The sequence below is a fragment of the Nocardia terpenica genome (assembly GCF_013186535.1).
Taxonomy (GTDB): domain Bacteria; phylum Actinomycetota; class Actinomycetes; order Mycobacteriales; family Mycobacteriaceae; genus Nocardia; species Nocardia terpenica.
Genome location: NZ_JABMCZ010000001.1, coordinates 2,335,907 through 2,362,097 on the forward strand (window position 1 = coordinate 2,335,907; position 26,191 = coordinate 2,362,097).

Here is a 26,191-nt window from a genome sequence, read left to right on the forward strand (position 1 = left end):
CCAACGAAGGCGGTACCAACGCCAACGATTTTCCGGCCACACGGGTGACGCCGAGGAGCGTCCACGAGCATGCCGGGAATACTGTCGAGCATGGGCGACTCACGCATCGAGATGCAGCGGCAGGACGATTTCGATGTCTACCGACCGGCGGACGCGGTGGAACCGTTGCCAGCGGTGATACTCGTGCACGGTCCCGCCCGCCCCGGCAGGCGGCCACGCGAGTTCTACGGTCCCCACGGCGCACTGCTGGCCGGTCGCGGCCTGGCTGCGGCGGTGGTCGGGGTGCGATATCAGCGACTGGACGACTGGCCTGCGGACACGGCGTGGCCGCCGCATGCGGACTGGACAAGCACGGCGCAATGGCTGGCCGCGGTAGTGCAGCGCGTGCGCGGTGAACCCGGGATCGGTCTCCTCGCGGGAGTCGTGCCCGGCGGCGATGACCGCGATCGCGACCATAGCCGAACATGTCGACAGCTGACTGTCCTGCACCACGTGCGGCAGCAACCGGGTCCACTTCGCCGCGCCGTCACCGCTCGCCGCCGCGACCGCGCGCGAACGGGCACTGGACCTGGCCGAGAGCGGACCATACCCAGCGCCCCTGCGGCGATCACCAATTTCGCTGTGGCGCCAGGGAATTCACCGATCTTCAGCGAGGGCAACACCTATACGGCTCTCGCGACCGCGAACCCGGGCGAATACATCAGCTTCTACGACAGCCAGGACGGCGAATTCGATCCACCCGGCGCCATCCAAATCGGCAGCGAGCGAACGATCGGCATCGAGGTCCATGAGGCTGATCCGACGTATTTCCCAATGTATACGGCGAACATCCGCTGACGGCCAGGGGAGAAGCGGCTCGCCACCGCGAACCGGATGTCGGTGTCCGCGGTGGCGGCTGTGCGGTTGTTGGGGCGGTCAGTGGCTGGTTGCGAGGGGGTGGCCGCGGTGGCGGAGTTCGGTTGCGGCCGAGACGAGCAGGCCCGCTGCGGCCAGGCCCAGGAAGGTCATGATCGCGCCCATGATGACGTTGGTCCAGATGACGCCGTCGGGGTGCTGGCGGACAATCCAGGGGGAGAGGATCTCCCAGACGCCGATCGGGATCAGTACCCAGCTGAGCGCGTAGCCGCGGGCGGGGACCGTTGTCAGTACCAGGCCGATGATGGCGACCGCGATCCCGAGGATCAGATTGCCTATGACCAGGCGGGGTGCGAGGGCGAAATCATCGAATACCCAGGGTGTGATGGCGGTGAACAGACCGGCGAGCAGGACCAGGCCGTCGACCGTGGTCGCCGGGGCATTGCCGAGCCGGTGGTCGTGTAGTTCCCGAGTCCCCCGCGGGTCACCCGCCGAAGGCTGAGTAGTGTAGTCGGACATAGTGTTTCGCCTTCCTTTCTCTTCTCCGTTCTCAATCCTTGCCGAGGGCGTGGGCGAGTTGCGCCTTGCTCATGCCCGAGCGTCCCTTGATGTTGCGCTGTTTGGCCTCGTTGTAGAGCTGATCGCGGGTCGGGCCCTGGCTGCCGCTGTGGGACCGCTGCCCGCCGCGCTGCTGCGGCGACTTGTCTCGCACCGAGGTGCGGCTGGCGGTCTTGGACTGCCCGGCCTGCGCGCGATTCTTGTTGACCGTGCGCGCGGCGATCTCCTTTGCCCGCCCGGTCTTTTCGCCGCGCTCCTGGGCGGAGTCCTTGATGTGTTTGTATTGCCGTTCCTGCTTGTCGGTCCATTCCTTCGGCATGACGAACCTCCTCTCTACCGCGTCGCGATACCCGGCTCGGGCACCGGCAAACGCGATAGGCGCCTCCGTGCGGGGCCGGGAACGGGTCGAGCCCGGTGCCCTGCCGGGCGGTTACCCGCGCAATGCGGTGGTATCCGACGATCGTGGCACCGGCGTCGGTGGGTCCCCGCGGGGCATGCCGTGGCCCGGGCACGAAAACCGAAGTGCAGGAGTTCATTTCGACACAGGTATGCCGGTCCCGGATGTACGGCCGGGTGGAGCAGCGTCGACGATGACGTGCTTCTCGACGAGGAGAAGGCGCTCGACCCGGCCGCACTCACTTCTTCGGCACCAGGATCCCGGTGAGGTCGGCATCGCGGATCGGGGTGTTCGGATTGGCCTGGGCCCGACACATCAGGGTGATGGCCGCGATGGACGCGTTGACCTGGTCGTCGTTCGGCGCGGGGGTGACCTTGGTGTCCTGCTCGAGATATTTGCGGACGGTGATGTGCTGGGTGTTGTCGTCCTGCGCGATGAATTCGCTGCACGGCGTATTGCCACCCTTGTTGACGACTTCCTCGGCTTGATCGCAGGCTCCGAGCAGAACCGTCGAACACACGGCGGCGATCGTGACGAACAAGCGGCACGTCATGAGCTTCTCCTCCGCAGGGGCATCATTCCCCGCCCGAATGCCCGGTCCGCCCGTCATCAAACAGTGCGACGAAACAGGCTGCGATGGTCGCTGTTTCGGCCTCGAACTCGCGGGTAGGTCCGGGACGTCCCTGCATATCGATTCGGGAGGTATATCCCATGTCCGAACACGAGAAGAGCGGCATCCGAGAAGGCGCCGAGGGCCTGGTCGAGGACGTCAAGGGTAAGGCCAAGGAAGCCTCGGGCACCGTCTTCGGCAACGAGGACCTGCGCGAGGAGGGCCGCACCCAGCAAGAGAAGGCCGAGGCCCAGCGTGAGGCCGCCAAGAAGGAGGCCGAGGCCGAGAAGGAGCGGGCGGAGGCCGCGGCCCAGGAAGCACGCCAGCGCAACCAGCAGAAACAGTAGGGGGCGCGTGGTCATGGCAGACCGAAACGATACCGATGTGATCGATCTGCTGCTCGCGCAGCACGGTCAGATCAAGAACGCCCTGGAATCGGTGCGCACCGCCAGCGGGGCCGACAAGCAGCGCAACTTCGACGAGTTGGTGCGGCTGCTCGCGGTTCACGAGAGCGCCGAGGAAGAGGTCGTGCACCCCGCGGCCCGCCGTCATTCGGTCGCCGGCGAGATCGTCGAGGGCCGACTGCACGAGGAGGAGGACGCCAAGCAGGTGCTGGCCCGCCTCGCCGAAATGGGCGTCGACCACTCCGAATTCGACGCCAGTTTCCGTGCCTTCGCCGAAAAGGTCGTCGAGCACGCGGAAATGGAGGAGAAGGAGGAGTTCGGCCAGCTGCTCGTCCACGCCTCCGTGGACGAACGGGTCCGTCTGGCGAATGTGGTCCGCTTCGCCGAGGCGCTCGCGCCGACGCGGCCCCATCCCGGTGTCGGCGAATCCGCGACGGCCAACCTGTTGGTCGGCCCGCCGCTGGCGGTCTTCGACCGCATTCGCGACGCCGTTCGCGACTGGCGTCGTCGAAGCGGCGACGCCTGACAGCCGAACGGGCCGGTAGCCAACGACGTCACCGGCCCTTCCGCTAGCTGGCCGAATACCTCGGGGGAGGCCGGGTAGGGCTGGAATGTGGGCGGCATCCAGTTCGCGCCACGCTCGAAAACCACGATCCTGAAAGAGTTTTCGCCATGCCCGATCCCGAGAACCCGGGTCAGTTCGGCAACCGTCCGGACACCAGCGAGCAAGCCAGCAAGGGAGGCAAGGCCAGCAGCGGCAGCTTCGGCTCCGAGCAGGGGGCCGACCCGCACGAGGCGGGCCGCAAGGGCGCCAAGGCGCAGCCCACCGAGGCCAAGAGCGCGGGTGGCCAGCACAGCCACGGAGGTCGCGGCAAACAGTGACCACGCTCGACGATCGCCGGGCCGGGTGGGATTTCCACCCGGCCCGGCTCGTCTTCGCTATGCCGCCCGTCGGAATAATCGAATTACTTCTCTGATCGGTGAAAGTCCGAATCAGTAATAGTGCGTGATGCCCAGGATGATCATGTGAGCTCCGCTGTGCGGGCGGGTAGGATAATTCGGCAGTTCCCGGCACACCCGCGCTGAAACACGGGTATGCGAGCCGAGGGCAGGGAGGTGCGGCCATGCCCGCCGCAGAGCGACCCGGGTCGGGTTACGGCGACGACGGCCGCGCCGAGACCGAGACCGAACGGCTGGACCGCAATTGGAACAGCCTGATGCAGGAGCTGCGCGTGGTGCAGACCGGCGTGCAACTGCTCACCGGGTTCCTGCTGACGCTGCCGTTCCAGGCCCGGTTCACCACGCTGTCGCAGCCGATGCGCTGGCTGTACCTCGGCGTCGTCGCCGCCTCGATCGGCGCGACCGTATGCCTGATCGCGCCGGTCGCCGCGCACCGCATGCTGTTTCGCCGCCATCGCATCGCGAAGGTCGTCATCGCGGCCCACCGCTACGCCCTGGCGGGGCTGGGACTGCTCGGTCTCGCCCTCACCGGCGTCGCTTTCCTGATCTTCGACACCGTCGCCGGTGCCGTCCCCGCGAGCGTCGTGGGAACCGTCGCGGCCTGCCTGTTCGTGTGGGTCTGGCTGGTGCACCCGTGGCGACAGCGACCCGAACACCAACCCTGACGCGCCGGGCGGGGGTAGCTGTCGCAGCCGTGAAGTGACAGACTGGGGAGAGGTTGAGACAGCAGCCGCCCCCTTCGTGAGGACTGTCATGTCAACCATCTCCGTCATTCCCGGTCGGCTCACCGATGAAGTTCCGGCCACCGATCATCACCTTCGGCGCACCGTCGGCGGTCATTACACCCGTAGCGTCGACGCACCGGACTGCCTGGTGGTCTACGTGGACGGCGAACTCGACATCATCAACCTCGAAACATTTCGGGGTGCGCTGTCGGAGGCCATCGAGGGCAGCGCGCCGACCGTCGTGGTCGATCTGCGCCGGACACGATTCCTGAGCTTGCGTAATGCCCTCGCGCTGGTCGAGGCGATGGAGGAGGCCCGGCGCGTCGGTGTCGAGGCCCACCTGCTCGCGGGCCACCGCGAGATCGAGCGGGTCCTGCAGGTCACCGGTGCTCGCACGCGGGCGCACCGCACCCTGGCGAGCCGGCCGCAGAGTCGGGGAAGCGCTGTGGCGCAGTAATTTTCGAGAGGTATCGCCGTTCGACTCGCGTCCCGACCCGGTTAGCGCATAATTCTGTCGTGATGAAAGGTTCGAGCGCGTTCCCGGACGATTCGCTCGCAGTCGAGAAGGTGTTCGCCGCGGGCGCACCGCTCCGGTTCGGCGCATTCCGTTTCTGGTTCGCTGACCAGCGGTGGGAATGGTCCGACGAGGTGGCGCTGATGCACGGGCATCGGCCCGGCGAGGTCCGTCCCACCACCGACCTGTTGCTGGCGCACAAGCATCCCGAGGACCGCGAGCAGGTCGCCTCGATTCTCGAGCGTTCCCTCGAGAATGGGGAGCCCTTCTCCAGCCGCCACCGGATCGTGGACACGGGAGGCGAGGTTCACGAGGTCATCGTCGTGGGCGACCACCTCACCGACGAGCGCGGTGAGGTGGTGGGGACCTCGGGGTACTACATCGATGTGACCGCCGCGATGGCCGACGAGCGGCAGGAGGCGCTGGAGGAGACGCTGCCGGAACTCTACGCCTCCCGCGCCGTCATCGAGCAGGCCAAGGGCGCGTTGATGCTGATCTACAGCATCGATGCGGACCAGGCCTTCCGGGTGCTGACCTGGCGGTCACAGGAGACGAACACCAAGCTGCGCGCGCTGGCCGCGCAGCTGGTGACCGAGCTGCGCGGGTTCGCCGGGGACGCCACGACGCTCCGGACGCGTTTCGATCACCTGCTGCTCACAGTGCACGAACGGATAGCGGGTGATTGAATCCAGCCTGTTTCGGCGCTGCTCCGCTGGGTAGCCGACCAACGAAACGGAGACACGCGAAGGCATCGAACGGTGGTGTGTGTGATGCAGACGCCGTCGCACAGTGACCGATCCGGGCGCTGTAGGTTGTCCGAGATCGGGATGTTGCACCATGGGGGTATGGACAGGTTCATCGAGGAAGCCGAATCAGCGTGGCAGTCACGGTCCGGTGAACTGGATGTGCGTGTCCCGGCGCGGCTGGAGCAGTTGTCCATGCTGCGGGCGGTCACCGAAACCATCATGCTGCAAGCGGACTTCACCCTCGATGTGGTGGTCGACCTGCGCGTCGCGCTGGACGAGGTGGCGACCACCATGATTCTGTCCGCGACGCCGGACGCGAGTGTCGACTGCAGCTTCCGGTACGACACACGTCAGGTGATGGTGCGGGTCGAATCGGTGCTCCGATCGAATGGCGCCTGGGATGGTAACGCTTTCGGGCGCAGTTTGCTGGAGACCTTGACAGATTCCATGGAAACCGAGCTCAGCGCGTTCGACGACGCGCTGGGCGGATACCCCGTGGTGGTGCGGCTCCGCCGACTACGGGGTGCGGAGCAGGTGTAGACACCGAGCGGGCGGGTAAGGCGGTGCGGAGACCACCGTGTTCCCGTCAGGCTAGGAGGAGCCCGCATGGATGGCGCAGCCGGCGCATCGAATGACAAGCAGCGACAACTGGATTCGTATCGGGTCGACCGCCGGGCCGGGCGCCTGACCACTCAGCAGGGCGTTCGGGTGCCCAGCACCGACGACGCGCTGAAGGTGGGAGAGCGCGGACCCACCCTGCTCGAGGACTTCCATGCGCGGGAGAAGATCACCCACTTCGACCACGAGCGGATTCCCGAGCGCGTGGTGCACGCACGCGGCGCGGGCGCCTACGGGCACTTCCGGCCGTACGACAGCTGGCTCGATCGGTACACCACCGCAAGGTTTCTCACCGATCCGAGCGTGGAAACTCCTGTGTTCGTGCGCTTCTCCACCGTCGCCGGGTCGCGCGGCTCGGCGGACACGGTGCGCGACGTGCGCGGGTTCGCCACCAAGTTCTATACCGCCGAAGGCAATTACGATCTGGTCGGCAACAACTTCCCGGTGTTCTTCATCCAGGACGGCATCAAGTTTCCCGACTTCGTGCACGCGGTGAAACCCGAGCCGCACAACGAGATTCCGCAGGCCGCCTCCGCGCACGACACCCTGTGGGACTTCGTGGGCGAGCAGCCGGAGACCCTGCACGCCATCATGTGGCTGATGTCGGATCGCGCGCTGCCGCGCAGCTTCCGGATGATGCAGGGGTTCGGGGTGCACACCTTCCGCTTCCTCGACCGTTCCGGTGCGGCCACCTTCGTGAAGTTCCACTGGAAGCCGAAACTCGGTGTGCATTCCCTGCTCTGGGACGAGTGCCAGCAGATCGCGGGGCACGATCCGGACTTCAATCGGCGCGATCTGTGGGACTGCATCGAGGCGGGCCAGTTCCCGGAATGGGAACTCGGCGTGCAGTTGATTCCCGAGGACCAGGAGTTCGGGTTCGACTTCGATCTGCTGGACGCGACGAAACTCGTTCCCGAGGAACAGGTCCCGGTGCGCGCGGTCGGAACCATGGTGCTCGACCGCAATCCCGACAACTTCTTCGCCGAGACCGAGCAGGTCGCCTTCCACACCGCGAACCTGGTGCCCGGCATCGACTTCACCGACGATCCGCTGCTGCAACTGCGCAATTTCTCCTATCTCGATACCCAGCTGATCCGGCTGGGCGGACCGAACTTCGCGCAGCTGCCGATCAATCGGCCCGTCGCCGACGTGCGCAACCATCAGCAGGACGGGTACGGCCAGCACGCCATTCCGCGCGGTGAGGCCGCCTACACCAAGAACACCATCGGCGGGGGCTGCCCGATGATCGCGGACGAGGGAACCATGCGGCACGTCGCGGAACCGTTGTACGGCACGCCGGTTCGCGAGCGCGCCGAAACCTTCCGGGAGTACTACAGCCAGCCGCGCATGTTCTGGCGCAGCATGTCCGAACCCGAGGCGGACCATATCGTCGCCGCCTTCGCCTTCGAACTGGGGAAGGTGGAACGCCCGGCCATCCGCGCCAAGGTGCTCGAACGGCTCGAGAGCATCGATCCCGATCTCGTGGCGCGGGTGGCGAACGAGCTCGGAATGCCCACCCCCGCAACCGATTCCGATACATCCAGCGCGGTGATCTCACCCGCGCTGTCGCAGCTGACCGAGGCGGCGGAGACCATCGAGACCCGCAAGATCGCGATCCTGACCGCCGACGGCGCCGACACCGCCGCAGTGCGCAGCCTCCAGACCTGGCTCACCGACCGCGGCGCCGTACCGGAAGTCGTTGCACCGCACGGCGGATCGGTGACCGCGCTCACCGCTGCCGAGGAGCCGCTGCCGGTGCGGCGATCGCTGCCGACCGTCTCGTCGGTGCTCTACGACGGAGTGATCGTGGCCGGGGGCCCCGACGCCGCCGACACCCTCATCCGCACCGGCCCGGCCATGTTCTTCGTGCTCGAGGCATTCAAGCACGCCAAGCCGGTCGGCGGCGTCGGCGCCGGGCTCACCGTCCTGCGCACCGCGGGCATCACCTTCCACCTGCCCACGGACACCGACCTGGTCAGCGAGCACGGGGTGGTGGTCACCTCGACCTCGGGCGACGGGGTACCGGAGAGGTTCGTCGAACTGTTCGCGAAAGCCCTGTCCCAGCACCGGATCTGGCACCGCCGGACGGCGATCGTCCCCGCCTGAACGCGGTTCGGGTGCCGGTGGCCGGGTATGCGGTCGATATGGGTGTGCCGCATCGTGCTCGGATCCGTGAAGTCACCGAATGGCTGCCGGTACTCGCGGCCGTGCTGCTGCTCGCGGGCTGCGACCACCAGGTGGTTCCGGCGCCGACTACCTCACATTCCTTGTCGCCCACCGGCATACCCACCACGCCGGGCGAACTGGTGCCGCCGCAGAGCTCCCGATCGGTGTCCGTCCCGTCGGCCATCTCACCGGCGCAGCTGCGCCGCAAGACATGTGCGGACCTGCTGCCACGGATGAATCATCTGCGCACCGACTCGGGCCAGGCGGCGGTGGACCGAGCGGTCGACGACGCCATCGCCAACTTCCCCACCACCCCCGACTGGCCCGTCCTGACCTCGGAACAGCGGCAGGCAGCCATCGACGGCGCCCACGACTCAGCCACCGGCGCCTGCCGGTGACTCCTGGGCGTGGCGGTCGTAGGCGAGGAAGGCCGCTCCGCTGTCGAGGACGGTGTGGTCGGCGAGTGTCCAGGCGTTGGGTGTGAAGGTCGCGGTTTGTCCGAAGAGGGGTATGCCGGTGCCGATGGTGAGTGGGCTGAGCTTGACGATGACGCGGTCGATCTCGTCGTAGAGCGCACCGGCGAGGTCTCCGCCGCCGACGAGCCAGATGTCTTTGCCGCCTTCGCGTTTCAGCTCCCGTACCGTCGCGACCGGGTCACCGGTGACGAGTTCGACGGCCGGGTCCGGGCTTTCGGTCAGTGTCCGGGAGAAGACCAGGTGCCGGAGGTGGGGGTAGGCGTCGGTCACACCGGCCGCGAGCCCGACCTCGTAGCTCTTGCGGCCTTCGACAACGGTGTCGAAGTGGTCGCCGTCGGCGGTGACACCGAGAGCGGCGCGGGCCGGGCAGGGCAGGGTTTCGGGGTACTGACGGATGAGGTGTTGCAGGTAGTCCTCGGACGGGGTCCAGAAGCCGCCGGGACCGGACGGATCGGAGCCGTCGGGACCGGCGATGAAACCGTCGAGGGTGGAGGCGATGAAATACACGAGCTTGCGCACAGTAGGTCTTTCGTCGATCGGTCGGGGTGTCACCGGGATGTCACGGCGTGGCGGTGGGAAACGGTGTGAGGATGCGCTCGACCGCCTGCGTGACCAGGTCCTCGCGCTCGGCGTCGGTGAAAACATCTGGGAGGGTGAGCTGTTCGACGATCAGCCAGTTCATGGCCAGGTACATCAACGCGACGGCGGTCGCGCCCCCGGGCAGGCCCGCGGCCTCGTGGCGGGTGATGTTCTCATCGATGTCGGCGCGGACCCGCTCGGTGAGCAGCGTCCGCAACTCCGGACGTCTGGTGGCCTCCAACCGCAGCTCCAGCATCGCCAGATACCCCGACCCGAAAGCGGCGACCCTGCCGACGCTGTCCCGCAGCATCGTGGCGTACGACGCGGCATCTCGCGCCTGGTCGAACAGCGCGGCGAGCGTGTCTTCCGCGGGCCTGAGCCGCTCGTAGACGCGCGCACCGGCCTGAACAAGGAGATCATCGCGGTTGCGAAAGTAGTTGGACGTGGTCCCGACCGGCACCCGCACCTCCTTGTCGACCGCGCGCTGAGTCAACCCGCGCGCCCCCTCCCGGGCAAGAACCTCGATAGCGCCGTCGAGCAGCGCGGCCCGACGGGCCGGGTTCTGGGTCATGTCGGACCCCCTTCTTTCCTTGAAGTACGCCAAGCAAACCACTTCATACGAAGTACGTCAAGTGGAGTGGTTAAGTATCCAGACGCAACCAACGCCCACGCGCCGATGGGGCGATCGCAGTACTTGGCTCGACGAGCACGCCGAGGACCTGAAGGAAGCCGACGCCCTCTCACGGGCCACCGCCAGTTGGGAACACAACAGCCGCGACACTGCCTGGTTACGGGAAGGGACGCGCCTGTCCGACGCCGAAGCCCTGGTCGCCGAACCGGGCTACCGAGAGCGGCTCGAAACCGTTCGCACCTTCCTCATCGCCGCCCGCCGACGGAGGATGACCGTGCCGCTGCGGAAAGGTGCCGCCAGCAAGCCGAACTCGACGCCGCCCGTGCCCATGCCGCCGCGTTGCAGACACACGGGTACCGGCGTCGTATCGAGCCTATTGCAGTCGGCGGCTGCAATCACACCTCTGAACGAGTCTCCATGGTGGTCGGTGTTTCGGTGCCGTGGGTTTCCCTGTTGAGGTAGGCGAGGGCGAGGGTGAGGGTTGCGAGGGTGGTCAGGGTGGTGAGTGTTGCTGTGACCGGGGTGGGTATCCGGTGGTGAAGTGTGAGGGCTGTGGCGGTAGTGGTTACGGTCGCCGCGATGCCGGTGGCGGCGGTGACGATGTGGCGGGGGTGGGCGGGCCAGTGTTGGATGACCCGCGGCGGTTGGTCTGTGGCGGGTAGTGGGTGGGCTATGAGCGCCCACACCATGAGGATTGACGTGAAGGCGATGTAGCCCAGGCCCGCGGCCGGTGGGAAGCCGTGGGCCTGGGGCGTGGTGCTCCGCAGCAGGTAGCTCATGTCGGAGGCGGCGGCGGCGAGTAGTGCCGTGGTCAGGAAGGCCGAGCCGATGATCCTGCGGCCGCAGATCAGGGGTACGAGCGCCGCCAGGCTCAGGGTGATGTCGGTGGCCGGGTAGGCGGCGAACACGAGTGTGGCGGGGGAGCCGATGTCGTGGTGGCCGACCACGAGTAACCACAGTATCGCCGCGTATGTCCCGCAGAACACACAGAAATAGGCGGCGGCGTTGTCGATGTCGTGGCCCACGCGGGAGACTCCGAGTCGCCTGGCGCGCATCCAGAGCGCCGCCGCGGCGAAGGCCGGCATCGCGAGATATCCGATGTCGTGGATATGTCCGTGGGGGATCGGCTGATGATGGATGGCGCGGGCCACGAACCAGGCGATCTGTCCGCCGGTCCACGCGGTGACCGCCGCTGCCAGCAGCGCGAAGTAGGTGGTGTTGAGCTGGTCACCACGTCGCCGGGAACGCCATGCGCGCGCCAGCAGGATCCCCGCTGCCCCGCTCCCGAACACGATCTGCGTCAGGTCGGTCACCGCGACCCCGTGTGGCTCGCCGGTGTCGGCGGCTTGTGACACGGCGACGACGATCATGCCCACGCACAGCGCCATGCCCAGCAGCAACAACATGATCCGTACCGGGGGTAGGGGTGGTTCGGCGTCCCCCGCCGTCGTTCCCTGCCCCGGCCCGTGGGCAGCGGTGATCGGTGTGGACGCGCGGTCCCACAGTCGGCGCGCGTGTTCCTCGTCCGCCCGCAGCGATCGGGCCACCTGCTCGACGATCGGCCAGGACGGTAGCGGCGCGGCGGGGTTGAAGACCCGCGCGACCGTGGTGTGGCTGTAGACGGTCTGAGCTGAGATTGCTCGTAAACTCGGCGCCCCTCTCGATTGACGCACCTCCGCGAGATACCTCACCAATGCGTGATGTGCGTCACTATCTAATTCCATCGACTCCTCTTTCATCACTGTAACGCTCAGTAAACCGTTTTTGACCTGCGTAAACGTGTACTTTATCAGTTGCTTTCCATCAGGTGAAGAAGTTCGGATAGGTGGCAGATCGCGAACAGCGGTTCACGGTATCGGCCATCTGTGAGCACCCATAGAAGCCGATAGCTGAAGATTTGCACAGCCAGAGGAGTTTCCCCGATGAAAAAGAGCATGTGTGTAGCAACCGGTGGCGTGTGTATGGCTGCGGCCTTGTCCCTGGTCATCCCGGCGGCTACCGCCAACGCGGATGTCATCATCAACAACGCACCCGCGGTGACACCGGCGAATCCGGTGCCGACACCGATGAATCTGCCGGTTGCCCCGCCGTCGTGGACCAACCTCGACGACGGCCGCACCGCCCTGCCCGGCAACCCCCGCACGACGTCGGATGCGACGAACAACCCGCCGTCGCAGGCCGAGCAGGACCAGGCTCGCAACCAGCTGCACGACGACGCGGTCCGTGACGGCGCCGTCGACGGGGCAGCCACCGGGGGTGTCAACGGCACCGCCCTCGGCGCCGCCACCGGTGCCGGGATCGGTGCCGGGATCGGCGCTGCTACCGGCGCTGCCGCCGGTCTGGTCGCAGGCCCCGCCATCGGCGCACTCACCGGCATGGGCCTCGGCTGCCTTGTCGGTTTGCCTGCGCTGGTTGTCGGATGCCTGCCCGGCGCTGTCATCGGCGGCATCATCGTCGGCGTGGCCGGGACCGTCTACGGCCCCATCGTCGGTACCGCCGCTGGTGCGGCTGTCGGCGCCGGCGTCGGTGCAGTCATCGGCGGAGCCATCGGCGGGCCCATCGGTGAAATGAACGGAGCCAACACCGGTGCCGCCACCGCCGACTCCCAGGCCAACCTGCAACGCTCCCGCGATGCCGCACAAGCCAAATCCGTTGCGGCGCAGGTCGAGACCACTCCTGCCATCGAGGCGGCGGCCTCGCCCGAACCCATCACGCCAGCATCCGCCCCGGTGAACGCCCCGGACATTCCCGCCCAGATCGGCAACATGATCCACGACGCCACGACCATGATCCCGAAGGAAGTCGCCACCATGATCCCGCAGGATGCGACCGCTCTCATCGGCATCCACTGACCCACGCACCACAAACTCGGGAGGGGAAAGGAGGGAACCACCGTGGCGGTGGTTCCCTCCTTCGCCACCGCATGGCCCGCCGAACGGTGGCCACGTCAGAGCACCCATCGTGTTCGGAGGCTGTGTGCTGAATCGATTCGTGGCCTTGGGATGCGGCGGTCGGGGCCGAAGCGGTTCGAGGATCGGTACGTGACTGGTTGGCGAGATCCCGTGGGAATTGTGTCGTTCGGGGCTCTCGTCGCCGCGTGCATTGGTTCCTAGCGTTGAGTCGCGGCCGGTAACCACCTGGTCCTGATGAAAGGCAGTGCATGCACGTTCGGATCGCACCGTTCGAGGTTCTGCACGCGGGTGGCATCGCCTCGCAGGGTGTGGTCAGTGTGGAGTTGGTCAGCGCCGAGGGGCGTCGGGAGGTTGCGTCCTGGCGATGGCCGGTCTACTCCAGGGGCGCCACGCCACCACTCACCATCTGGGCCTGGACCTACTCGACGCGACCGGCGCTCACGTCGTCCGAGCGCGCGTCGTCGACGATGGTGCCCTGGTCACCGCGGCCGGGGTCACCTCGGGACTCGACCTGGGCCTGTATCTGCTGGAGCGCGACGTGGGTCCGCGGATCGCCCATGCCGTGGAGACGCTGTTCGCGCATGAGCGACGCGGCATCACTTGGCGCCCCGACGGGCCCGAGCCCACGGTTTCTGAACGCCCCCAAGACGTTACGAGCAAGGAAAGCGCTGATCGTGTCCACCGAAATCGATGGTGTCTGGGATTTGACCATCATCACCCCCATCGGGCCGATGCGCCCGGTCATCGAGCTGCGCACGGTGGAGGGGCTGCTGGTCGGCACCGCCCACGGCGCGGGCGAGGACTTATCCCTGACCGACATCAGCCTCGACGGTGATCGGCTGAGCTGGAAACAATCCATCACCAGCCCGATGCGGTTGAATCTGACCTTCGCGGTCACCCTTGACGGCGATACCCTCACCGGCAGTTCCCAAGCCGGTCGCCTGCCGTCCTCGAAAGTCACCGGCCGCCGCCGCACCCCCACCGCCGACGAGCCGACGCGATGACACGACGCGACGTCATCGCTGCCACCACAGCGACGGTGGCGGCCGGGGCGCCGACCCTCGTCTTCCTGGCCGCGAACCAGATCGCCGGTCTTGGGCCCGCTGCCGTCGCGGCGACGGTGACCGCCGCCGTCGTGCTCGCATGGCGGCTGCACGCCCGGCGGCATATCCGGCACGCGGTCGGCGGAGCCCTGCTCGCGACCGCCTCCGCGGTAGTGGCCGCCGGAACAGGACAGGCGCGCGGATTCTTCCTGCTACCCATGCTGATCCCAGCCGTTGCCACCGCCGCATGCCTGCTGTCTCTCGCGGCTGATCGCCCCCTGGCCGGTCTGATCGCGAATCCCATCGTGGGCGGCCCACCCGAGTGGCGCTCACGCCCTGCCCCGCGGCGCTTCTACGCGGCGTCGACAACAGTGCTCGCGCTCGCGAGCTTCGGAAGTTTGGTCGCGCAAGTGTGTCTGTACCGCGGAAACCAGGCAGGCTGGCTGGCGCTGCTGCACATCCTGATGGGGCCGCTATGGGCCGCCATCACGACACTGTCCATACTGCTCGCCCGCACCACGGTCGCACGCGAACGACACACCGCCGACGTCGGCAATCACTGACATCGGCGACGTGCGGTGGCTGATTATCGTTGCAAGTCAACGCATCTCGCGGTTCGGCAGAACTCGCAGTCTCACGGCCGACCGCTAACTGCGGTCGGTAGTGCGGATTCGAAAACCGTCGGTACGCGCACGGCGTTTAGTGCGATGAACGCCGAGATCAGCTCGGCGCGTTGATCTTCGGATCGCGCAATCAGCGGCATGGGTGCGCGCCAGAGTGCTCGGTCCCGGGTCCCTTGCGATTCTGCCGACATTCCCGGAACGCACGCTCGAGGTCGCCATCGCGGTGGTCGATGGGTTGGTTGTCAACGGCCTCGGCGGCACATTGTTCTCACTCGTGCTGGGTGTCATCGAGGTTCCGAGTCGCGGCTGGCTGCCGCTACTGCCGTTGGGACTGTTTCGTTCCGGGTCCCTGAGCGCCGGGGTCGTGCTGCTGATCTGCCTCGGGTTCGTCACCTTCAGCAGTGCGTTCTATGTTCGGAGCCGCACACACGATCGGCGCGCTGACGGGGGAGGGCGCCGCACACCGCAGGTTATGACACGAACCGGCACTCGACCCGGTGGGGAACGAATTGCCATGCCACCAATCCACTGCCGCAGGTGCGTTGCACCTGTCGGCCGTCGGCGCATTCGTGATAGAGGGGGGACATTCCGGAGGCGAGCGCGGACTGCTCCCCGTTTCTGCACGATCCCACCGATGCCGGTTGTGCTTCGGCCGATACCGGGAACCCCGTGGCTCCGACGAACGCTGCTATGCCGACGGCAGTCACTCCTGCGAGGGTTTTGACGTATCTCATGCGGATCTCCTATCGTGATATTCTGCGCCAGAATGAAATTCTGCTCGGAATGCCGAGCCAGGTGAAATGGGACGGGCTTGTGCCCACTCGGCGCCAGTCCCGAGCCAGGCGGTCGAAAAATTCACTATCGGCCGTGCATCCGCCACGGTCCGAGCCCACATATATCAGTGTCTCCCCGGAGTATGCGTCGAGAGCTCGGGCCGCATAGGCATTGCCGTCTGTGGGCCAGACGAGCATCAATGCTCGGTCGGGGTGTTCGGCGGCCTTTCGTGCATCGCCTGGTTCGACGTGATGATAGAAGCGGCCGAAGTGGCTACGGTGATCGGGATCGACGTGCAGATCGTAAGCGATCACATCGACGCCGGCTCGTGCCAGCTGCCATGCCCAGTATCCGCTGCCGGCGCCGATCTCGACAATACCTTTGCCGTAGAGCCGCTCGACGATCCAGCCTATATCCCCCGGAGAAGGGATGGCGTGGGCGAATGTGCCGACCAGGCTTCGCCAGTCCGGTCGAGGCAGATGCATCGACCAATGGGGAAACCGAGGGAATTCCAGTACTGCGGGGCGGCGATCCCGGTCGTTCATATCGGAGACGGAAGGCATCAAGCGGATCACCTCCCAAAATGGGTTGCCGGGGTCGTTCGGGCCATGCGCTGCGAGCGGCACGAGACGCATCCACTCCCGCTCCCGCCAACCCTTGCGCCAGTATTCGGCGAGGGCCGCTCGTGTCGATTCTATATCGGTAATGGGCGACTCGGACGGTACCGGGATCATCTCGCCTATCGACTCGATCTCCCAAATTTCGGCCCTCATTCCGTCCGGATTCGCTTCGGACCAACCGTTGCGGCGGAGAGTGGCCGGAAGGCCGAGGACCGACAGGCATGGAGCGACATCGGCGGGTAGTTTTCCGGCGTCCAACCATACGGAGCCGAGAGACCTCAATGGAAACCGGGGAGCGAGATCGGGAGATGGGCCGATTGCAACATATCGAGATGTCGGAGAGGAATAATGTGCGGAGTTTTCAACCTTCATTTTCTCCGCCTCGTACCGTGGTCGGCTCGACCGTCATGATCGGCTGGAAATCCCCGGCGATGTAGGGCTCGCCGATCGGATTGTCTCCGACTGCCACCCATGCATGAGCAGTGAATGGCGCGGTCCGAACTCCCACACACCATGTCGGCCAGACTCCATGAATTCGGCACAACAGAGCGGTAGCCACGGAGCGCTGTACACAGTATTCGCCGGCGCAGCGAAGGCTGGCGGTTGTGATCATGTCGCGAGCCGTGTGAACTTCGACTTCGGTCGCGGCGACTGCGCGATTGCGGATCAGTCTGAGAAATCTATACAGATACCGTGGAGGTAGAGCGGAGACGACCCGTGCGGTTTCAACGGCAAGAAGGGCTGGTATCCGCTGTGACAATGGCAGTCGGCCGCGGCGCTCGAGTGCAATCGGCGTACTCATGAGACAGCCACCAGCCTTGCCCGGGACAATCGGTCGATGAGTTTTCCGACATCGGCACGCGCCCGATCCTGCCCGATTCCATGGCTTGCGGTGAGCGCGGTGACGGCGGCATCGATCGTGCTGCCGTCGAGAAGAGTCCGAAGAATTTGCGAGCCGGTGACGTTGAGTTGGAAATAGCGCCCGGTTCGCCGATCCAGCAGAACCACACCGTCCTCGGTGTCGGCAATGGTCACGGTGGAGCGCAATCGAACGATCATGGAGTTTCCATTTCCGGTGTCTGGGCGGACATGCGGGTAACCTCTTGTAGCCAGCGTTCGCACGCAAGGGTCCACTCGATCGCTGCGAGTGGGGTCGATGCCGGTGCTGGATCGAGGCAGGCGGCCCGGAACATTCCGGGATCGATCAGACCCCGTTCGGCAAGTAAGGATTGATCGCACAGCGCGGCCAGTTCCGTACGCCGCTGGCGAATGCCTCGAAACCATTCGGTGCCACAGCTGTCCTTTGTGTTGCGAGTCAGGACTTCCGCAGGTACAAGACCGGACATGGCCCGTTTCAGCACGGGCTTGTATGCGCTCGGGGTCGTGCGCTCGTGGAGGCGTACTGCCAGGCACGCCTCCACGACCCGGTCGTCGAGATACGGGAAACTGATCGGAACACCCGCCCTGGACAGGATTCGCTCGGCCTGCGCAGCGCCGGAGGCCGTGTTGAGCGCTGCCCCGAGTGCTGCGTGCTGCCCTCTCTGTGTGGCGAGTGGTTCGGCAAACTCGGCTCGGGTGCGGAGAACGGAGCGTGCCGTCAGTGTCGCGTCCGGCGTAGCCCAGGGTGGCATCCGAACGGGATACCACCAGGCTCCCGGGAGCGGGGCGCCCACAAACTTTCCGGACAGTTCGTCGGCACTGTCGGCCAACCAGGACCGGTACGACTGGCGGTTCATGAGTCCGCGCAAAGTCGTGGACGCCGGCCAACGCTGTCGTGCGCGGAAACCGCGGGCATGCATGAGAGCCATCCAGGGATGGCGTCGCATCGTGTCGTTCAGGTACGAGGCCGGCGCTTGGACGATCTCGTCTCCACCGACGCCGGACATGTGTAATCGTGAGCCGCGGGTGGCGAGTTCGCGCATGATCGCCACATATCTGGCCCGGTCGTGTACGCCGAAGTATGGCTCGTCCAGCGGGGCCCCGACCTCGGCTACGTCGTCGAACATCATCGGGAGCTGTGTCGCGTCCAGGACCAGACGTTCGACCCCCGGAAGGTGCCGGGCCGCCCGGTCGGCGAATACCATATCCTCGTTGCCCGGCTCGTCCCAATGTTTCGTGATGGTAATCAGTCGCGCCTCGGATTGTGCCGCCAGAAAACACAGCGACGTCGAATCCAGGCCGCCGGACAGATCGCTACTGACAGTGCCGCCTGCCGAAACTCGCGCGTCGACGGCCGCCGCCAATGCGTCTCGTACGGCCGCCGCGCCGGCGGCAATGGGCATTTCGGGCTCCGGTGGACTCCACCAGCGTCGGAATCGAGCCGCGCCATGATGATCGATCATCAGCCAGTGATCGCCGGGAAGGTGGTGAATTCCGCGCCACAAACACTCCCGGGCCAAAGGTGCTGCCGGCTGCGGCATCAGCAGTCGAGCGGCGAGTAGTTGTTCGTCCAGCTCGGCTCCGGTGACCAATGCCAGCACATCTGCCCGATCGGCGGCAACGGTCACTCCTTCGACCTGCGTGTAGAAAATTCGCCGCACCCCAGACGCGCTGCCCTGGATTCGAATACAACTGTCGACCGACGCCATCAGATGAAAGCTCCCCGCTAAACTTGTGGCAAGTCGATCGAGGTCGGATAATACCCGGACTCGCTCGAGCTGTCGGATGAGACCGGCGGTGGCCGAGAATGTTCCGACCACCGCCGTTCGCGCGGATCCGGCAGCACTGCCGACGATACGGTTCCCGGTCCATCGGCCGATCAACCATGGCCGCCCCGATGGGTGCCGCACTTCATCGGAGACATGCGAATCCAGTCCACCAACCACCGTCGCAGCCTCATCACAGTCCGGCAGGACCACGAACCATTCCTCGCCATCAGCGCGCAGGTATCCGCTGCTCACCTCGAGATCACCTCATTGTTTTCTAGGAGTGGTTCCTCATCAGACAGCGCGGAACATAAATCCCTCCGGCTCGGTGACATGCGCGCCGTGAGTGTCTTTCTTGAACTCGCCCACCTCGACCAGAACGGGCGACTGGTAAGTACGGTCGGCCTGCTGGTTGTCGAAGTTCTCCACGGTATCGCTCCTTGTGATCGGTGTTCTCTTCTTTTCTCCGGGCACGCCGATGTGCCCAGCTCTCACGGTCACCTCGGTCGGGTGCCGCAGATCTTCACAGAAATGGGTGACGATTATTTACTCGACTGCGGGCCCGATATGCGCACAACGAGTAAGAGATCAGGTCTGCCGAACAGCAACTGTTCGAAATGGGCGTCGAATGCCTGATGATTGACATGTTAGATGTGGGTGACCGATATGTCAAACTTCCCTGCGTGCGGTTCGGGTATTAATCGAAAATATTTGTCAATCGACCGAGTCCGAGCGCTGACTTTGCAGTTCAATGTGTCATGGCTCTGCGATCATGAAGATTCGTCGAAATGGGAACAGGGTCGTGCCGGTGGCTGTGGCCGGGTAGACTTCGCGGAGGCGGTTCCGGTATTGTTCTCGGACTTCCGGATGGACTTCGGCGGGTAGTCCGGCGAGTACCGGGCGCAGGCCGGTCGTCGATACCCATTCGAATACGGCGTCGATTCCGGTGAGGGCATGTAGATAGTCGATGGTGAAAATATCCGTCCGGAATCCACTATCGCTCAGTATGCGATGGTAGTCCGGTCTCGGAAGCAGTGCGGGACGGCACAGGAAGTCTCGGACCGGCGCAGCCTGGGGAAGGCCGGCGAATCGTCCCGTAGACACGAGTGCGATCATTTCGCGGTACCACGGCGCATCGATGGCATCGGGTGCCTGCACGGCCAGTGTTCCGCCCGGTGACAGGTAGCCGCACCAGCGGCGCAGGATTTCTTCATGATTGTCGATGAGATGCAGTAATCCGCTGGCGACGATCACGTCGACCGGTTCGGGTGGTATCCAGTCGTCGACCGAGCCGGAGACGTATCGGGCGCCCGGTGTATTGATGCGAGCCGCCGACAGCATGTCGGGTGAGTTGTCGACGCCGGTCACGTCGGCGCCGGGCCAGCGCCGCAGGATCAGGTTCGTGCCCTTCCCCGGGCCGCAGCCGAGATCGGCGACGGTCGTCGGTCTCGTTCGGACGCGGTCGAGCAGATCGTGGATCGGGCGCATCCGTGCGTCCTCGAACTGCCCGTACCGTGTGACATCCCAGCGGGTGTTCAGGCGAATCGCGGTCAGTGCGGTATCAGCCGAATCCGGTGGCATGGCATGTCCTTTCATTCGGGTGGGTCGACGGCCTGTTCGACCAGCACCGCCTGCAGTGCGTGGAGTAGCGACATTCCGGCTTCGGTGATCTCGGCGCTGGTCAGATCGTTCATGAGACAGCTCCGCAGTGTCCATTGCGGCCTGCCGTCGATGATGAGCCGGTTCGTCGACAGCCACAGGCGCGACTTCCACGCCGGATCGGGTCGGCCCGCGAGAGTTCGGATCAGCCGACCGGCGTTGTCGTCGTCCACGGTCGGTCCGGCGATGCCGATGTTGACGATGGCGAGATCCGGTTCGAAGCAACTGAACAATCGAACCGGCTGACCGGTCGTGGTTGTCGCCGCCGGGAGCCGGTCGACATGAGCGCTCCATCGCCTGGCCGCACTGCGACGAGCCGCGAGAACCGCGCCGAGACCCGTCCGGTCGAGCGGATACAGTCGATGCAGTGCCCATACGCCGGCCGCTGCGGCGCCCGGGCGTCCGCCCTCGAGCGTGTACGGCGCGTACGGCATCCGCGGATCCTGTTGTCCGTCGGCGAAGTACGAGCCGATATCGGTTCCGACAGTGACACACAGGGCACGGTCACGGATGACGATCGCACCGGCCGGATATGGCGCGTGAGCATTCTTGTGCGGATCGACGGTGACGGTGTCGGCCGCCGGCAGTGATCGCAGCGCCGCGGCCACGGGATCGGAAGGATCGACGGGCATGAATCCGCCCGTCTCGTCCAGCCACATGCTGCGGAAGTAGCCGCCGTAGGCGGCGTCCACATGCAGGTGGAACCCGATGCCTCGGGTTCGCTCGAGGTCGTCGCGCAACTCGATGATGGCGGGGAGGTCGTCGACGCTGCCTTCGCCGCTGCTGCCCACGCATGCGACGACCGCGGCGATCGGTCGACCGGCATCGGCGAGTTGCACGACTTCATCCCGCAGGGCGGCGACATCGATGGCGTGACGATGATCGGTGGGTATTGTCCCGAATTCGCGCAACGCGAGTAGATCGGCGCATTTCGACCAGGCGTAGTGCGCGTTCGCCGAGGCGAGCAAGGTCGCGGCGGGTATCTCGCCGGTCCGGCGCAGGCGCCGGGCGGTGGCCAGCACCTGTGAATCGGCCCCGAGTCGTGTGGCCGCACTCAGCAATGCCAGTACCTGCTGGACCGGCAGATTGGCGAGTTCGGCGGCGGTGCGCCCACGAACGAGATGATGGGTCACGGGGGTCTCGGCCACCGCGTAGGGGATGGCGCGTAGATTGCGCGCCATCCAGATCGCCTCGTAATTGGCGGCGTGGCCGCCCGAACACAGATGTGCCCAGCCCTCGCCCGGTCGGTAGCCGATCAGTCGGCACAGGTCCGCGGCGACCTCGTCCTCCAGCCGTGTTGTTACCGGAGATGCCTCTGGCACAACGTTATTGGGGTTGTACAGCATTGCGCAGAAGTAGGCCAGGGCGACGGATTCCGGGATCTCGCCGGTCATATGTGCGAGATAGAGCGGGGCCGCCCAGGGCGTGGACTCGTGGCTCAGGTTCGCGGACAGCTCGGTCAGCAGCTCGTCGACAGCCGGGCGGGTGTAACCCGCCAGCGGTCCTTCTCCCCAGCCATCGGTCGGAGCACCGCACCGTTGCCGCCAGGAACGGTAGTCGGCGACGATCCGTCGCAGCCGCTCGCCGGTGTCCATCGGGTCACTCCGCCAACGTGTATGCCGCGATCCGGTCGTGAACGAGATCCATTTGATCCCATGCCTTTTCGCAGATCGCCCGGAGCTCGCGCAACCGAGCTTCGGATAGATTTGCCAAATATTCTTGTCCGAGACAGGCATGTCCGTCGTCGGCCTCCGCGTGAACGTCGAAATACGAGCCTTCGGCGGCGCGGGTCTCGAAGATCGGCTGCGCCGCCGTACCGAACACGTGGCCGCTGGCTTCGACGACCATGTGCACGATGACGATCTTTTCGGCTTCGTCTCGGCCGTACATCTGTGCGACGAACCAATTGGAGGCCGCCTCCAGAATCGGGTCGTAGGCGGGGGCCCGCACTCCGAATCCAGTGGACAGCAATTCATCGTGGCCCAATTCTTCGGCGAGATGTCCGGCGTACTCGAGTCGTAGAGCGTCGTCGATCACCAGCGCCTGACGGGTCAGGACCATACGTTGGAAGCAGCGGGAAAAGGTGTACAGGGCGGAAAAGAACCGGCTTCGCAGATTGCCGTCGTTCTGCAGTTTCCCCGAGGCGAAGAGCCTGAACAGTTGCCCCTGCTGGTGTTTTCGGCACCGATCGGCGCTGTAGGCTCGTAATTCTGTGAGGGCTGCACGCGTCGACGTCATGGCAGGGGAGTCGAAAGAGTTCTGGAAGGTCACGCGGGCTTCCGCTTCATTTTCGTACAAACCGTTACCTTCGAACTGCACCGACAAGCCGTCGAACGACTGCCCTGTCAGAGTACGGAATCCGTGCAGGCGACCGGCGGGGACGCAGACGATATCGCCGGCCTCGACGAGTTGCTCGGTATCGCCGGTGAGGCGAACCGAGCCGGTGCAGATGATGATCATCGACTTTGTCGGGTGCGCATGATCGCCGAGGATCTGTCCGTCCTGTAGCCGCACCCAGGCCAGCGACGTACGTCCATCTTCGGGAAGGAATCCGGACAGCCGCTCGTCGCGTCGGAAGTCGCGTTGCTCACCCAATTCGTGCCGTACTCCGTCGATCGCGACCGAATTGATCGCACGGACATCGGTACGCCGAACCACGAACGGAACATCTTGCTCGGTCATGATGCCGCCTTTCTGCCTACTGAACTCCGATGGTCAATGCAGATACTGCGCGATCGTTGTCTCGAGGTGTGCCGATAGAAAATCGGATCGTGCCCGGACCGGTGGTTACCGCAATATTGGCGGCAGACAACTGCGTGGTTGCCCACGATTGATCGGTGACCTCGACAGTTATGAATCCCGCCTCGGCGTGTACTCGGGTGACCACCGGCAGGCGAGCGAGTTTCGTGGCGAATTCGGTTCGAGCATCGATCATACGATGCAATCGATCGGCGATCCGAGGTCCTTTCAACGCCTCGATCGCCGCCTCGACCACCGGTGTCGGCAGCAGGAACGGAAGACTTTTCCGACGGAGGGCGTCGATATGAGGTGGCGCGGCGATCACCGCCCCGACTCGCAGCGCCGCCAGCCCGAATGCCTTCGACAACGACCGAACCACGAAAAGATTGCCGAAGGTCCGGATGTCACGGGCTACCGACGAATCCGGGCAGAATTCGGCATAGGTCTCGTCCACGATCACCGGACCCTCGAACACCGACGCCAAATCCGTGATGTCCTTCCTCGACAGGGCAACGCCGGTCGGGTTTCCGGGATTGCACAGTAGTACACAGTCGGCGCCGCTCTCGCAGATCCCGTCGACATCCAGGCGATCGGCGGCGGGCAAGGGCACACGGACAACGGTCATGCGCTGGTGGCTCGCGTGCCGGTCGAATTCGACGAATGTCGGCGGACAGACCGCCATCGTGTCCGGGCGCGGGTCCAGCGATCGGAGCACGAGATCGAGACCGTCGTTCGCACCCCGGCACATGAATACATTGTCGGCGAGCACGCCGGACACCGATTGTGCATCCAGCGAGCGGAGCACGTCGAGGTACCGGTCGACGAGCTCTTCGGAACGGTTTTCCGGATACTTCCCGATCGTCCCGGCGAACGGATTCTCGTTGAACGCCAGATTGATCTGCCCCTGAGACTCCGGGCGACAATCGAACACACGCGAGTCCAACTCGATGCACTCACCCGCGGCGGTGGAGGTATCGATCATCGATTTCTCCTGTCTCGATCATTGATCCGACGTGTCTGCCGTATCCAACGGTAGGCATACCGATGGCCCATGACAATCCGCACGAGAGATAGATCGTCAAAAACTGTAAATCCATAAATTGTCGGAATCTGTCGCAGATGCCGATTGATTGCTGCGTTTGTCAAGGAAACGTACGTTAACAGTATGTTAACTATATCCGGATCCGGAATACTGAGCGGATGGTTCTACCTGCGGAAACTGCATGTATAGGTAAAGCCCTGCTTGCTCGCGGCCCGGTCCCGAGCAAGGATTGATCCATCCAGTGATCGGATTGGTGTGCTCGCCGATGGGAACGCGGCCGGGCATCGGGCCTGCGACCGATCATGAGCGCCCGAGTATGTAATGGGCGTATCGAATTTCTGTTACGAATCTGGTCCGGCCCACGCGTCGGTGTATCGCGCGACTCGATCGAACGGCGAGCAATTCGATCTGCACAACGAACGATGGCACGACCGAAGGAGGCGTCTGAAATGGGCCGATTCGATCCGCAGTTCAGTGCGGCGAACATCGCGCCGACTGCTCTGGTGAGTTTGTGTGCATTCGCCACCGAGCGCGGCGTGGATCCCGAGCCGTGGTTTCTGGGGACGGGTATGGCGGCCGAGAAATTGGACGCCCCTGGAACATGGGTATCGTACCGGCAGGCGACGTCGATCATCCGTTGCGCGGTGCGCTCCATGTCCGAAAGATCGATCGGGCTCGCTGTGGGAGCGCGTAATGCGATCGTCGGATTCGGTATTCTCGGGTTCGCGATGCGTTCCTGCCGGACCGTCGGGGAAGCGGCTGTGCTCGGAAAAGAAATGCGCCGGTTGGCGGGTTGCCTGACGGACTTCGATCTGATTCGCGATCGTGAGCTGACCGCTGTCCGGGTATTGCAGCCGATGCCGGACCCCGAACTGGTGCGTTTCCTCACCGAGCATACGATGTCGGCCGCGCTGTCGTTCGGCCGGTCTTTGGTCGACGACGAGTTCGGACCCATTGTTGCTCGATTGAGCTATGCGGAGCCCGCGTACTCGGCCGAGTATCGCCGCTACTTTCGCTGTCCTGTCGAATTCGACTGCGCGGTCAGCGAACTGGTCTTTCCCGTCGAACTGTTCAGGCGGCCGATTCCGACCCACAGCCGAGCCAGCTTGGGTGCTGCGCTGGATACCTGCAGGCGTATGATCGGTGCTGCCGATCCTCGCTATGACATCGTGGCGTCGGTCGAATCCATCCTGGACGAGCCCTCTCGAACGTCGATGTCCATGGCTGAGGTTGCTGATCGGTTGTTCGTTACCGAACGTACGCTGCGCAGGCACCTGCATACCGCGGGGGAGAGGTTCAGCGATATCCGTGATCGCGTCCGGCAGCGGCGTGCCTTGCGCTTGGTCCGAGGGACGAGAATGACAATCGCGCAGATCGCCGTGGAGACCGGCTACAGTGATGCCCGTGAATTTCGGCGGGCCTATGTGCGTTGGAACGGCGAGCCGCCGAGCCGGACGCGACGCTCCGCCGAGCTACTGGACATCGGATGCGATACCAAGTTCGGTACAGCCGTCGGTCCGTTCCGAATCGGTGGGATCATCGGCGAAGGAGCGGCGACGTATTCGTGATCAGTCGGAGGGTCGAGACGTGTTGTCGGCCTGCTGGGTCCGGGTTGTCACCTCACGGGAAACCATCAGTAGGGTTCTGGAGCCGTCGCGTAGGGCGCGGCCGGCGTCGGTCAGTACGACCCGGCGGGTCGTGCGCTCGAAAAGCGTGACGCCGAGCTGCCGTTCCAACCGCTGCACGGCCGTACTCAGCGTCTGCTGAGTGACGTGTAGTTTGCGAGCCGCTCCCGTGAAACTCAACTGTTCGGCGACCTCGAGGAACTGCGCCAGCTGATATAGATCGAGCATTTCTACGGTGGTCGGCCGCGGCCCGGATTTCATTTCTCTTCC

31 protein-coding genes and 1 pseudogene are annotated in these 26,191 nt (G+C 65.0%); 15 read left to right on the plus strand and 17 right to left on the minus strand.

What is annotated here, in order from left to right; genetic code table 11:
- Nucleotides 1–99 precede the first annotated feature (99 nt).
- Complete coding sequence (locus tag HPY32_RS10825) at nt 100–456, minus strand: hypothetical protein (protein WP_156674566.1); 357 nt, start codon at nt 454–456, stop codon at nt 100–102.
- Nucleotides 457–621: 165 nt separating this feature from the next.
- Here HPY32_RS10825 and HPY32_RS43840 point away from each other — a divergent pair, with 165 nt between their 5' ends.
- Complete coding sequence (locus tag HPY32_RS43840) at nt 622–837, plus strand: hypothetical protein (protein WP_216675905.1); 216 nt, start codon at nt 622–624, stop codon at nt 835–837.
- A gap of 78 nt (nt 838–915) precedes the next feature.
- Here the strand turns inward: HPY32_RS43840 and HPY32_RS10835 are convergent, their stop codons facing one another.
- From HPY32_RS10835 to HPY32_RS10845, 3 genes are all read right to left on the minus strand, one after another.
- Entirely contained in the window at nt 916–1,374 is a 459-nt protein-coding gene (locus tag HPY32_RS10835; protein WP_067590569.1) for an SPW repeat protein, read from the minus strand.
- Nucleotides 1,375–1,405: 31 nt separating this feature from the next.
- Nucleotides 1,406–1,732 (minus strand): plasmid stabilization protein, encoded by a 327-nt coding sequence (locus tag HPY32_RS10840; RefSeq protein WP_067590568.1) that lies wholly within the window; start codon nt 1,730–1,732, stop codon nt 1,406–1,408.
- A gap of 316 nt (nt 1,733–2,048) precedes the next feature.
- Nucleotides 2,049–2,363: a hypothetical protein gene (locus tag HPY32_RS10845; RefSeq protein WP_067590562.1), complete on the minus strand. Its 315-nt coding sequence runs from the start codon at nt 2,361–2,363 to the stop codon at nt 2,049–2,051.
- Between the two features lie 158 nt (nt 2,364–2,521).
- Between HPY32_RS10845 and mbp1 the strand changes: the two genes are divergently transcribed.
- From mbp1 to HPY32_RS10890, 9 genes are all read left to right on the plus strand, one after another.
- Complete coding sequence (gene mbp1 / locus HPY32_RS10850) at nt 2,522–2,767, plus strand: microaggregate-binding protein 1 (protein ID WP_067590559.1); 246 nt, start codon at nt 2,522–2,524, stop codon at nt 2,765–2,767.
- A gap of 13 nt (nt 2,768–2,780) precedes the next feature.
- A complete protein-coding gene (locus tag HPY32_RS10855) occupies nt 2,781–3,350 on the plus strand; it encodes a hemerythrin domain-containing protein (protein WP_067590556.1) in 570 nt (189 codons plus the stop codon).
- Nucleotides 3,351–3,496: 146 nt separating this feature from the next.
- Nucleotides 3,497–3,706, plus strand: a complete 210-nt coding sequence (locus HPY32_RS10860) for a hypothetical protein (RefSeq protein WP_067590554.1) — start codon at nt 3,497–3,499, stop codon at nt 3,704–3,706.
- A 242-nt stretch (nt 3,707–3,948) separates the two neighbouring features.
- Nucleotides 3,949–4,449, plus strand: a complete 501-nt coding sequence (locus HPY32_RS10865; RefSeq protein WP_067590553.1) for a DUF6328 family protein — start codon at nt 3,949–3,951, stop codon at nt 4,447–4,449.
- A gap of 88 nt (nt 4,450–4,537) precedes the next feature.
- Nucleotides 4,538–4,966 (plus strand): STAS domain-containing protein, encoded by a 429-nt coding sequence (locus HPY32_RS10870; protein ID WP_067590548.1) that lies wholly within the window; start codon nt 4,538–4,540, stop codon nt 4,964–4,966.
- Between the two features lie 62 nt (nt 4,967–5,028).
- Nucleotides 5,029–5,709, plus strand: a complete 681-nt coding sequence (locus HPY32_RS10875) for a PAS and ANTAR domain-containing protein (RefSeq protein WP_067590545.1) — start codon at nt 5,029–5,031, stop codon at nt 5,707–5,709.
- A 159-nt stretch (nt 5,710–5,868) separates the two neighbouring features.
- Nucleotides 5,869–6,309, plus strand: coding sequence for an ATP-binding protein (locus HPY32_RS10880; protein WP_067590542.1), 441 nt, complete (start codon nt 5,869–5,871; stop codon nt 6,307–6,309).
- Nucleotides 6,310–6,375: 66 nt separating this feature from the next.
- Nucleotides 6,376–8,493 carry a catalase gene (locus HPY32_RS10885; protein ID WP_067590535.1) on the plus strand — a complete coding sequence of 706 codons (2,118 nt, stop codon included), beginning with the start codon at nt 6,376–6,378 and terminating at the stop codon, nt 8,491–8,493.
- Nucleotides 8,494–8,531: 38 nt separating this feature from the next.
- On the plus strand, nt 8,532–8,951 hold the full coding sequence (locus HPY32_RS10890) for a hypothetical protein (protein WP_156674564.1): 420 nt from the start codon (nt 8,532–8,534) through the stop codon (nt 8,949–8,951).
- Here the strand turns inward: HPY32_RS10890 and HPY32_RS10895 are convergent.
- The 3 genes from HPY32_RS10895 to HPY32_RS10905 all read right to left on the minus strand — a co-directional run bounded on the left by HPY32_RS10895 (nt 8,928) and on the right by HPY32_RS10905 (nt 11,912).
- Nucleotides 8,928–9,548 carry a dihydrofolate reductase family protein gene (locus HPY32_RS10895; protein WP_067590531.1) on the minus strand — a complete coding sequence of 207 codons (621 nt, stop codon included), beginning with the start codon at nt 9,546–9,548 and terminating at the stop codon, nt 8,928–8,930. The two genes, HPY32_RS10890 and HPY32_RS10895, sit on opposite strands and share 24 nt — an antisense overlap.
- 40 nt (nt 9,549–9,588) lie before the next feature.
- Nucleotides 9,589–10,179, minus strand: a complete 591-nt coding sequence (locus HPY32_RS10900; protein ID WP_067596007.1) for a TetR/AcrR family transcriptional regulator — start codon at nt 10,177–10,179, stop codon at nt 9,589–9,591.
- A 455-nt stretch (nt 10,180–10,634) separates the two neighbouring features.
- Nucleotides 10,635–11,912, minus strand: a complete 1,278-nt coding sequence (locus HPY32_RS10905; protein WP_156674563.1) for a hypothetical protein — start codon at nt 11,910–11,912, stop codon at nt 10,635–10,637.
- Nucleotides 11,913–12,200: 288 nt separating this feature from the next.
- Between HPY32_RS10905 and HPY32_RS10910 the strand changes: the two genes are divergently transcribed.
- The 4 genes and pseudogenes from HPY32_RS10910 (at nt 12,201) to HPY32_RS10925 (ending at nt 14,757) form a co-directional block, all read left to right on the plus strand.
- Nucleotides 12,201–13,091 (plus strand): hypothetical protein, encoded by an 891-nt coding sequence (locus HPY32_RS10910; RefSeq protein ID WP_067590529.1) that lies wholly within the window; start codon nt 12,201–12,203, stop codon nt 13,089–13,091.
- A 406-nt stretch (nt 13,092–13,497) separates the two neighbouring features.
- Nucleotides 13,498–13,776, plus strand: a pseudogene (locus tag HPY32_RS10915) (DJ-1/PfpI family protein); the annotation flags it as partial.
- 49 nt (nt 13,777–13,825) lie between these two features.
- Entirely contained in the window at nt 13,826–14,155 is a 330-nt protein-coding gene (locus HPY32_RS10920) for a hypothetical protein (protein ID WP_309247512.1), read from the plus strand.
- A complete protein-coding gene (locus HPY32_RS10925; RefSeq protein ID WP_067590528.1) occupies nt 14,152–14,757 on the plus strand; it encodes a DUF3159 domain-containing protein in 606 nt (201 codons plus the stop codon). Before HPY32_RS10920 ends, HPY32_RS10925 begins: the two co-directional genes overlap by 4 nt.
- Nucleotides 14,758–15,560: 803 nt before the next feature.
- On the opposite strand, the gene HPY32_RS10930 is transcribed toward HPY32_RS10925, so the two are convergent.
- The 9 genes from HPY32_RS10930 to HPY32_RS10970 all read right to left on the minus strand — a co-directional run bounded on the left by HPY32_RS10930 (nt 15,561) and on the right by HPY32_RS10970 (nt 24,236).
- A complete protein-coding gene (locus tag HPY32_RS10930; protein ID WP_156674562.1) occupies nt 15,561–16,364 on the minus strand; it encodes a class I SAM-dependent methyltransferase in 804 nt (267 codons plus the stop codon).
- A gap of 208 nt (nt 16,365–16,572) precedes the next feature.
- Nucleotides 16,573–17,013, minus strand: coding sequence for a lasso peptide biosynthesis B2 protein (locus HPY32_RS46515; protein ID WP_082871551.1), 441 nt, complete (start codon nt 17,011–17,013; stop codon nt 16,573–16,575).
- Nucleotides 17,010–17,258, minus strand: coding sequence for a lasso peptide biosynthesis PqqD family chaperone (locus HPY32_RS10940; protein WP_197696548.1), 249 nt, complete (start codon nt 17,256–17,258; stop codon nt 17,010–17,012). Before HPY32_RS10940 ends, HPY32_RS46515 begins: the two co-directional genes overlap by 4 nt.
- A gap of 8 nt (nt 17,259–17,266) precedes the next feature.
- Nucleotides 17,267–19,111: an asparagine synthase-related protein gene (locus HPY32_RS10945; protein WP_067590517.1), complete on the minus strand. Its 1,845-nt coding sequence runs from the start codon at nt 19,109–19,111 to the stop codon at nt 17,267–17,269.
- Between the two features lie 39 nt (nt 19,112–19,150).
- Nucleotides 19,151–19,285: a lasso RiPP family leader peptide-containing protein gene (locus tag HPY32_RS46120; RefSeq protein WP_171982783.1), complete on the minus strand. Its 135-nt coding sequence runs from the start codon at nt 19,283–19,285 to the stop codon at nt 19,151–19,153.
- 327 nt (nt 19,286–19,612) lie between these two features.
- Nucleotides 19,613–20,452 carry a methyltransferase domain-containing protein gene (locus HPY32_RS10955; RefSeq protein WP_309247513.1) on the minus strand — a complete coding sequence of 280 codons (840 nt, stop codon included), beginning with the start codon at nt 20,450–20,452 and terminating at the stop codon, nt 19,613–19,615.
- Nucleotides 20,449–22,110, minus strand: a complete 1,662-nt coding sequence (locus tag HPY32_RS10960; protein WP_067590510.1) for a pyridoxal phosphate-dependent decarboxylase family protein — start codon at nt 22,108–22,110, stop codon at nt 20,449–20,451. Before HPY32_RS10960 ends, HPY32_RS10955 begins: the two co-directional genes overlap by 4 nt.
- 4 nt (nt 22,111–22,114) lie before the next feature.
- Complete coding sequence (locus HPY32_RS10965; RefSeq protein ID WP_067590508.1) at nt 22,115–23,197, minus strand: cupin domain-containing protein; 1,083 nt, start codon at nt 23,195–23,197, stop codon at nt 22,115–22,117.
- A gap of 16 nt (nt 23,198–23,213) precedes the next feature.
- The gene (locus HPY32_RS10970) at nt 23,214–24,236 is read right to left on the minus strand and encodes a pyridoxal phosphate-dependent aminotransferase (protein ID WP_067590503.1); all 1,023 of its coding nucleotides are present in this window, start codon (nt 24,234–24,236) and stop codon (nt 23,214–23,216) included.
- 509 nt (nt 24,237–24,745) lie between these two features.
- Between HPY32_RS10970 and HPY32_RS10975 the strand changes: the two genes are divergently transcribed.
- Nucleotides 24,746–25,864: an AraC family transcriptional regulator gene (locus tag HPY32_RS10975; protein ID WP_067590501.1), complete on the plus strand. Its 1,119-nt coding sequence runs from the start codon at nt 24,746–24,748 to the stop codon at nt 25,862–25,864.
- Here the strand turns inward: HPY32_RS10975 and HPY32_RS45645 are convergent, their stop codons facing one another.
- Nucleotides 25,865–26,182, minus strand: coding sequence for a LysR family transcriptional regulator (locus HPY32_RS45645; RefSeq protein ID WP_269456517.1), 318 nt, complete (start codon nt 26,180–26,182; stop codon nt 25,865–25,867).
- Nucleotides 26,183–26,191 lie beyond the last annotated feature (9 nt).

Bases quoted from the DNA above. Each gene is read 5' to 3' on its own strand.
- HPY32_RS10825 (WP_156674566.1), bottom strand. From the start codon at position 456: ATGGTCGCGATCGCGGTCATCGCCGCCGGGCACGACTCCCGCGAGGAG.
- HPY32_RS10835 (WP_067590569.1), bottom strand. From the start codon at position 1,374: ATGTCCGACTACACTACTCAGCCTTCGGCGGGTGACCCGCGGGGGACT.
- HPY32_RS10840 (WP_067590568.1), bottom strand. From the start codon at position 1,732: ATGCCGAAGGAATGGACCGACAAGCAGGAACGGCAATACAAACACATC.
- HPY32_RS10845 (WP_067590562.1), bottom strand. From the start codon at position 2,363: ATGACGTGCCGCTTGTTCGTCACGATCGCCGCCGTGTGTTCGACGGTT.
- mbp1 (WP_067590559.1), top strand. From the start codon at position 2,522: ATGTCCGAACACGAGAAGAGCGGCATCCGAGAAGGCGCCGAGGGCCTG.
- HPY32_RS10855 (WP_067590556.1), top strand. From the start codon at position 2,781: ATGGCAGACCGAAACGATACCGATGTGATCGATCTGCTGCTCGCGCAG.
- HPY32_RS10860 (WP_067590554.1), top strand. From the start codon at position 3,497: ATGCCCGATCCCGAGAACCCGGGTCAGTTCGGCAACCGTCCGGACACC.
- HPY32_RS10865 (WP_067590553.1), top strand. From the start codon at position 3,949: ATGCCCGCCGCAGAGCGACCCGGGTCGGGTTACGGCGACGACGGCCGC.
- HPY32_RS10870 (WP_067590548.1), top strand. From the start codon at position 4,538: ATGTCAACCATCTCCGTCATTCCCGGTCGGCTCACCGATGAAGTTCCG.
- HPY32_RS10875 (WP_067590545.1), top strand. From the start codon at position 5,029: ATGAAAGGTTCGAGCGCGTTCCCGGACGATTCGCTCGCAGTCGAGAAG.
- HPY32_RS10880 (WP_067590542.1), top strand. From the start codon at position 5,869: ATGGACAGGTTCATCGAGGAAGCCGAATCAGCGTGGCAGTCACGGTCC.
- HPY32_RS10885 (WP_067590535.1), top strand. From the start codon at position 6,376: ATGGATGGCGCAGCCGGCGCATCGAATGACAAGCAGCGACAACTGGAT.
- HPY32_RS10890 (WP_156674564.1), top strand. From the start codon at position 8,532: ATGGGTGTGCCGCATCGTGCTCGGATCCGTGAAGTCACCGAATGGCTG.
- HPY32_RS10900 (WP_067596007.1), bottom strand. From the start codon at position 10,179: ATGACCCAGAACCCGGCCCGTCGGGCCGCGCTGCTCGACGGCGCTATC.
- HPY32_RS10910 (WP_067590529.1), top strand. From the start codon at position 12,201: ATGGCTGCGGCCTTGTCCCTGGTCATCCCGGCGGCTACCGCCAACGCG.
- HPY32_RS10925 (WP_067590528.1), top strand. From the start codon at position 14,152: ATGACACGACGCGACGTCATCGCTGCCACCACAGCGACGGTGGCGGCC.
- HPY32_RS10930 (WP_156674562.1), bottom strand. From the start codon at position 16,364: ATGAGGGCCGAAATTTGGGAGATCGAGTCGATAGGCGAGATGATCCCG.
- HPY32_RS46515 (WP_082871551.1), bottom strand. From the start codon at position 17,013: ATGAGTACGCCGATTGCACTCGAGCGCCGCGGCCGACTGCCATTGTCA.
- HPY32_RS10955 (WP_309247513.1), bottom strand. From the start codon at position 20,452: ATGAAAGGACATGCCATGCCACCGGATTCGGCTGATACCGCACTGACC.
- HPY32_RS10960 (WP_067590510.1), bottom strand. From the start codon at position 22,110: ATGGACACCGGCGAGCGGCTGCGACGGATCGTCGCCGACTACCGTTCC.
- HPY32_RS10965 (WP_067590508.1), bottom strand. From the start codon at position 23,197: ATGACCGAGCAAGATGTTCCGTTCGTGGTTCGGCGTACCGATGTCCGT.
- HPY32_RS10970 (WP_067590503.1), bottom strand. From the start codon at position 24,236: ATGATCGATACCTCCACCGCCGCGGGTGAGTGCATCGAGTTGGACTCG.
- HPY32_RS10975 (WP_067590501.1), top strand. From the start codon at position 24,746: ATGGGCCGATTCGATCCGCAGTTCAGTGCGGCGAACATCGCGCCGACT.
- HPY32_RS45645 (WP_269456517.1), bottom strand. From the start codon at position 26,182: ATGAAATCCGGGCCGCGGCCGACCACCGTAGAAATGCTCGATCTATAT.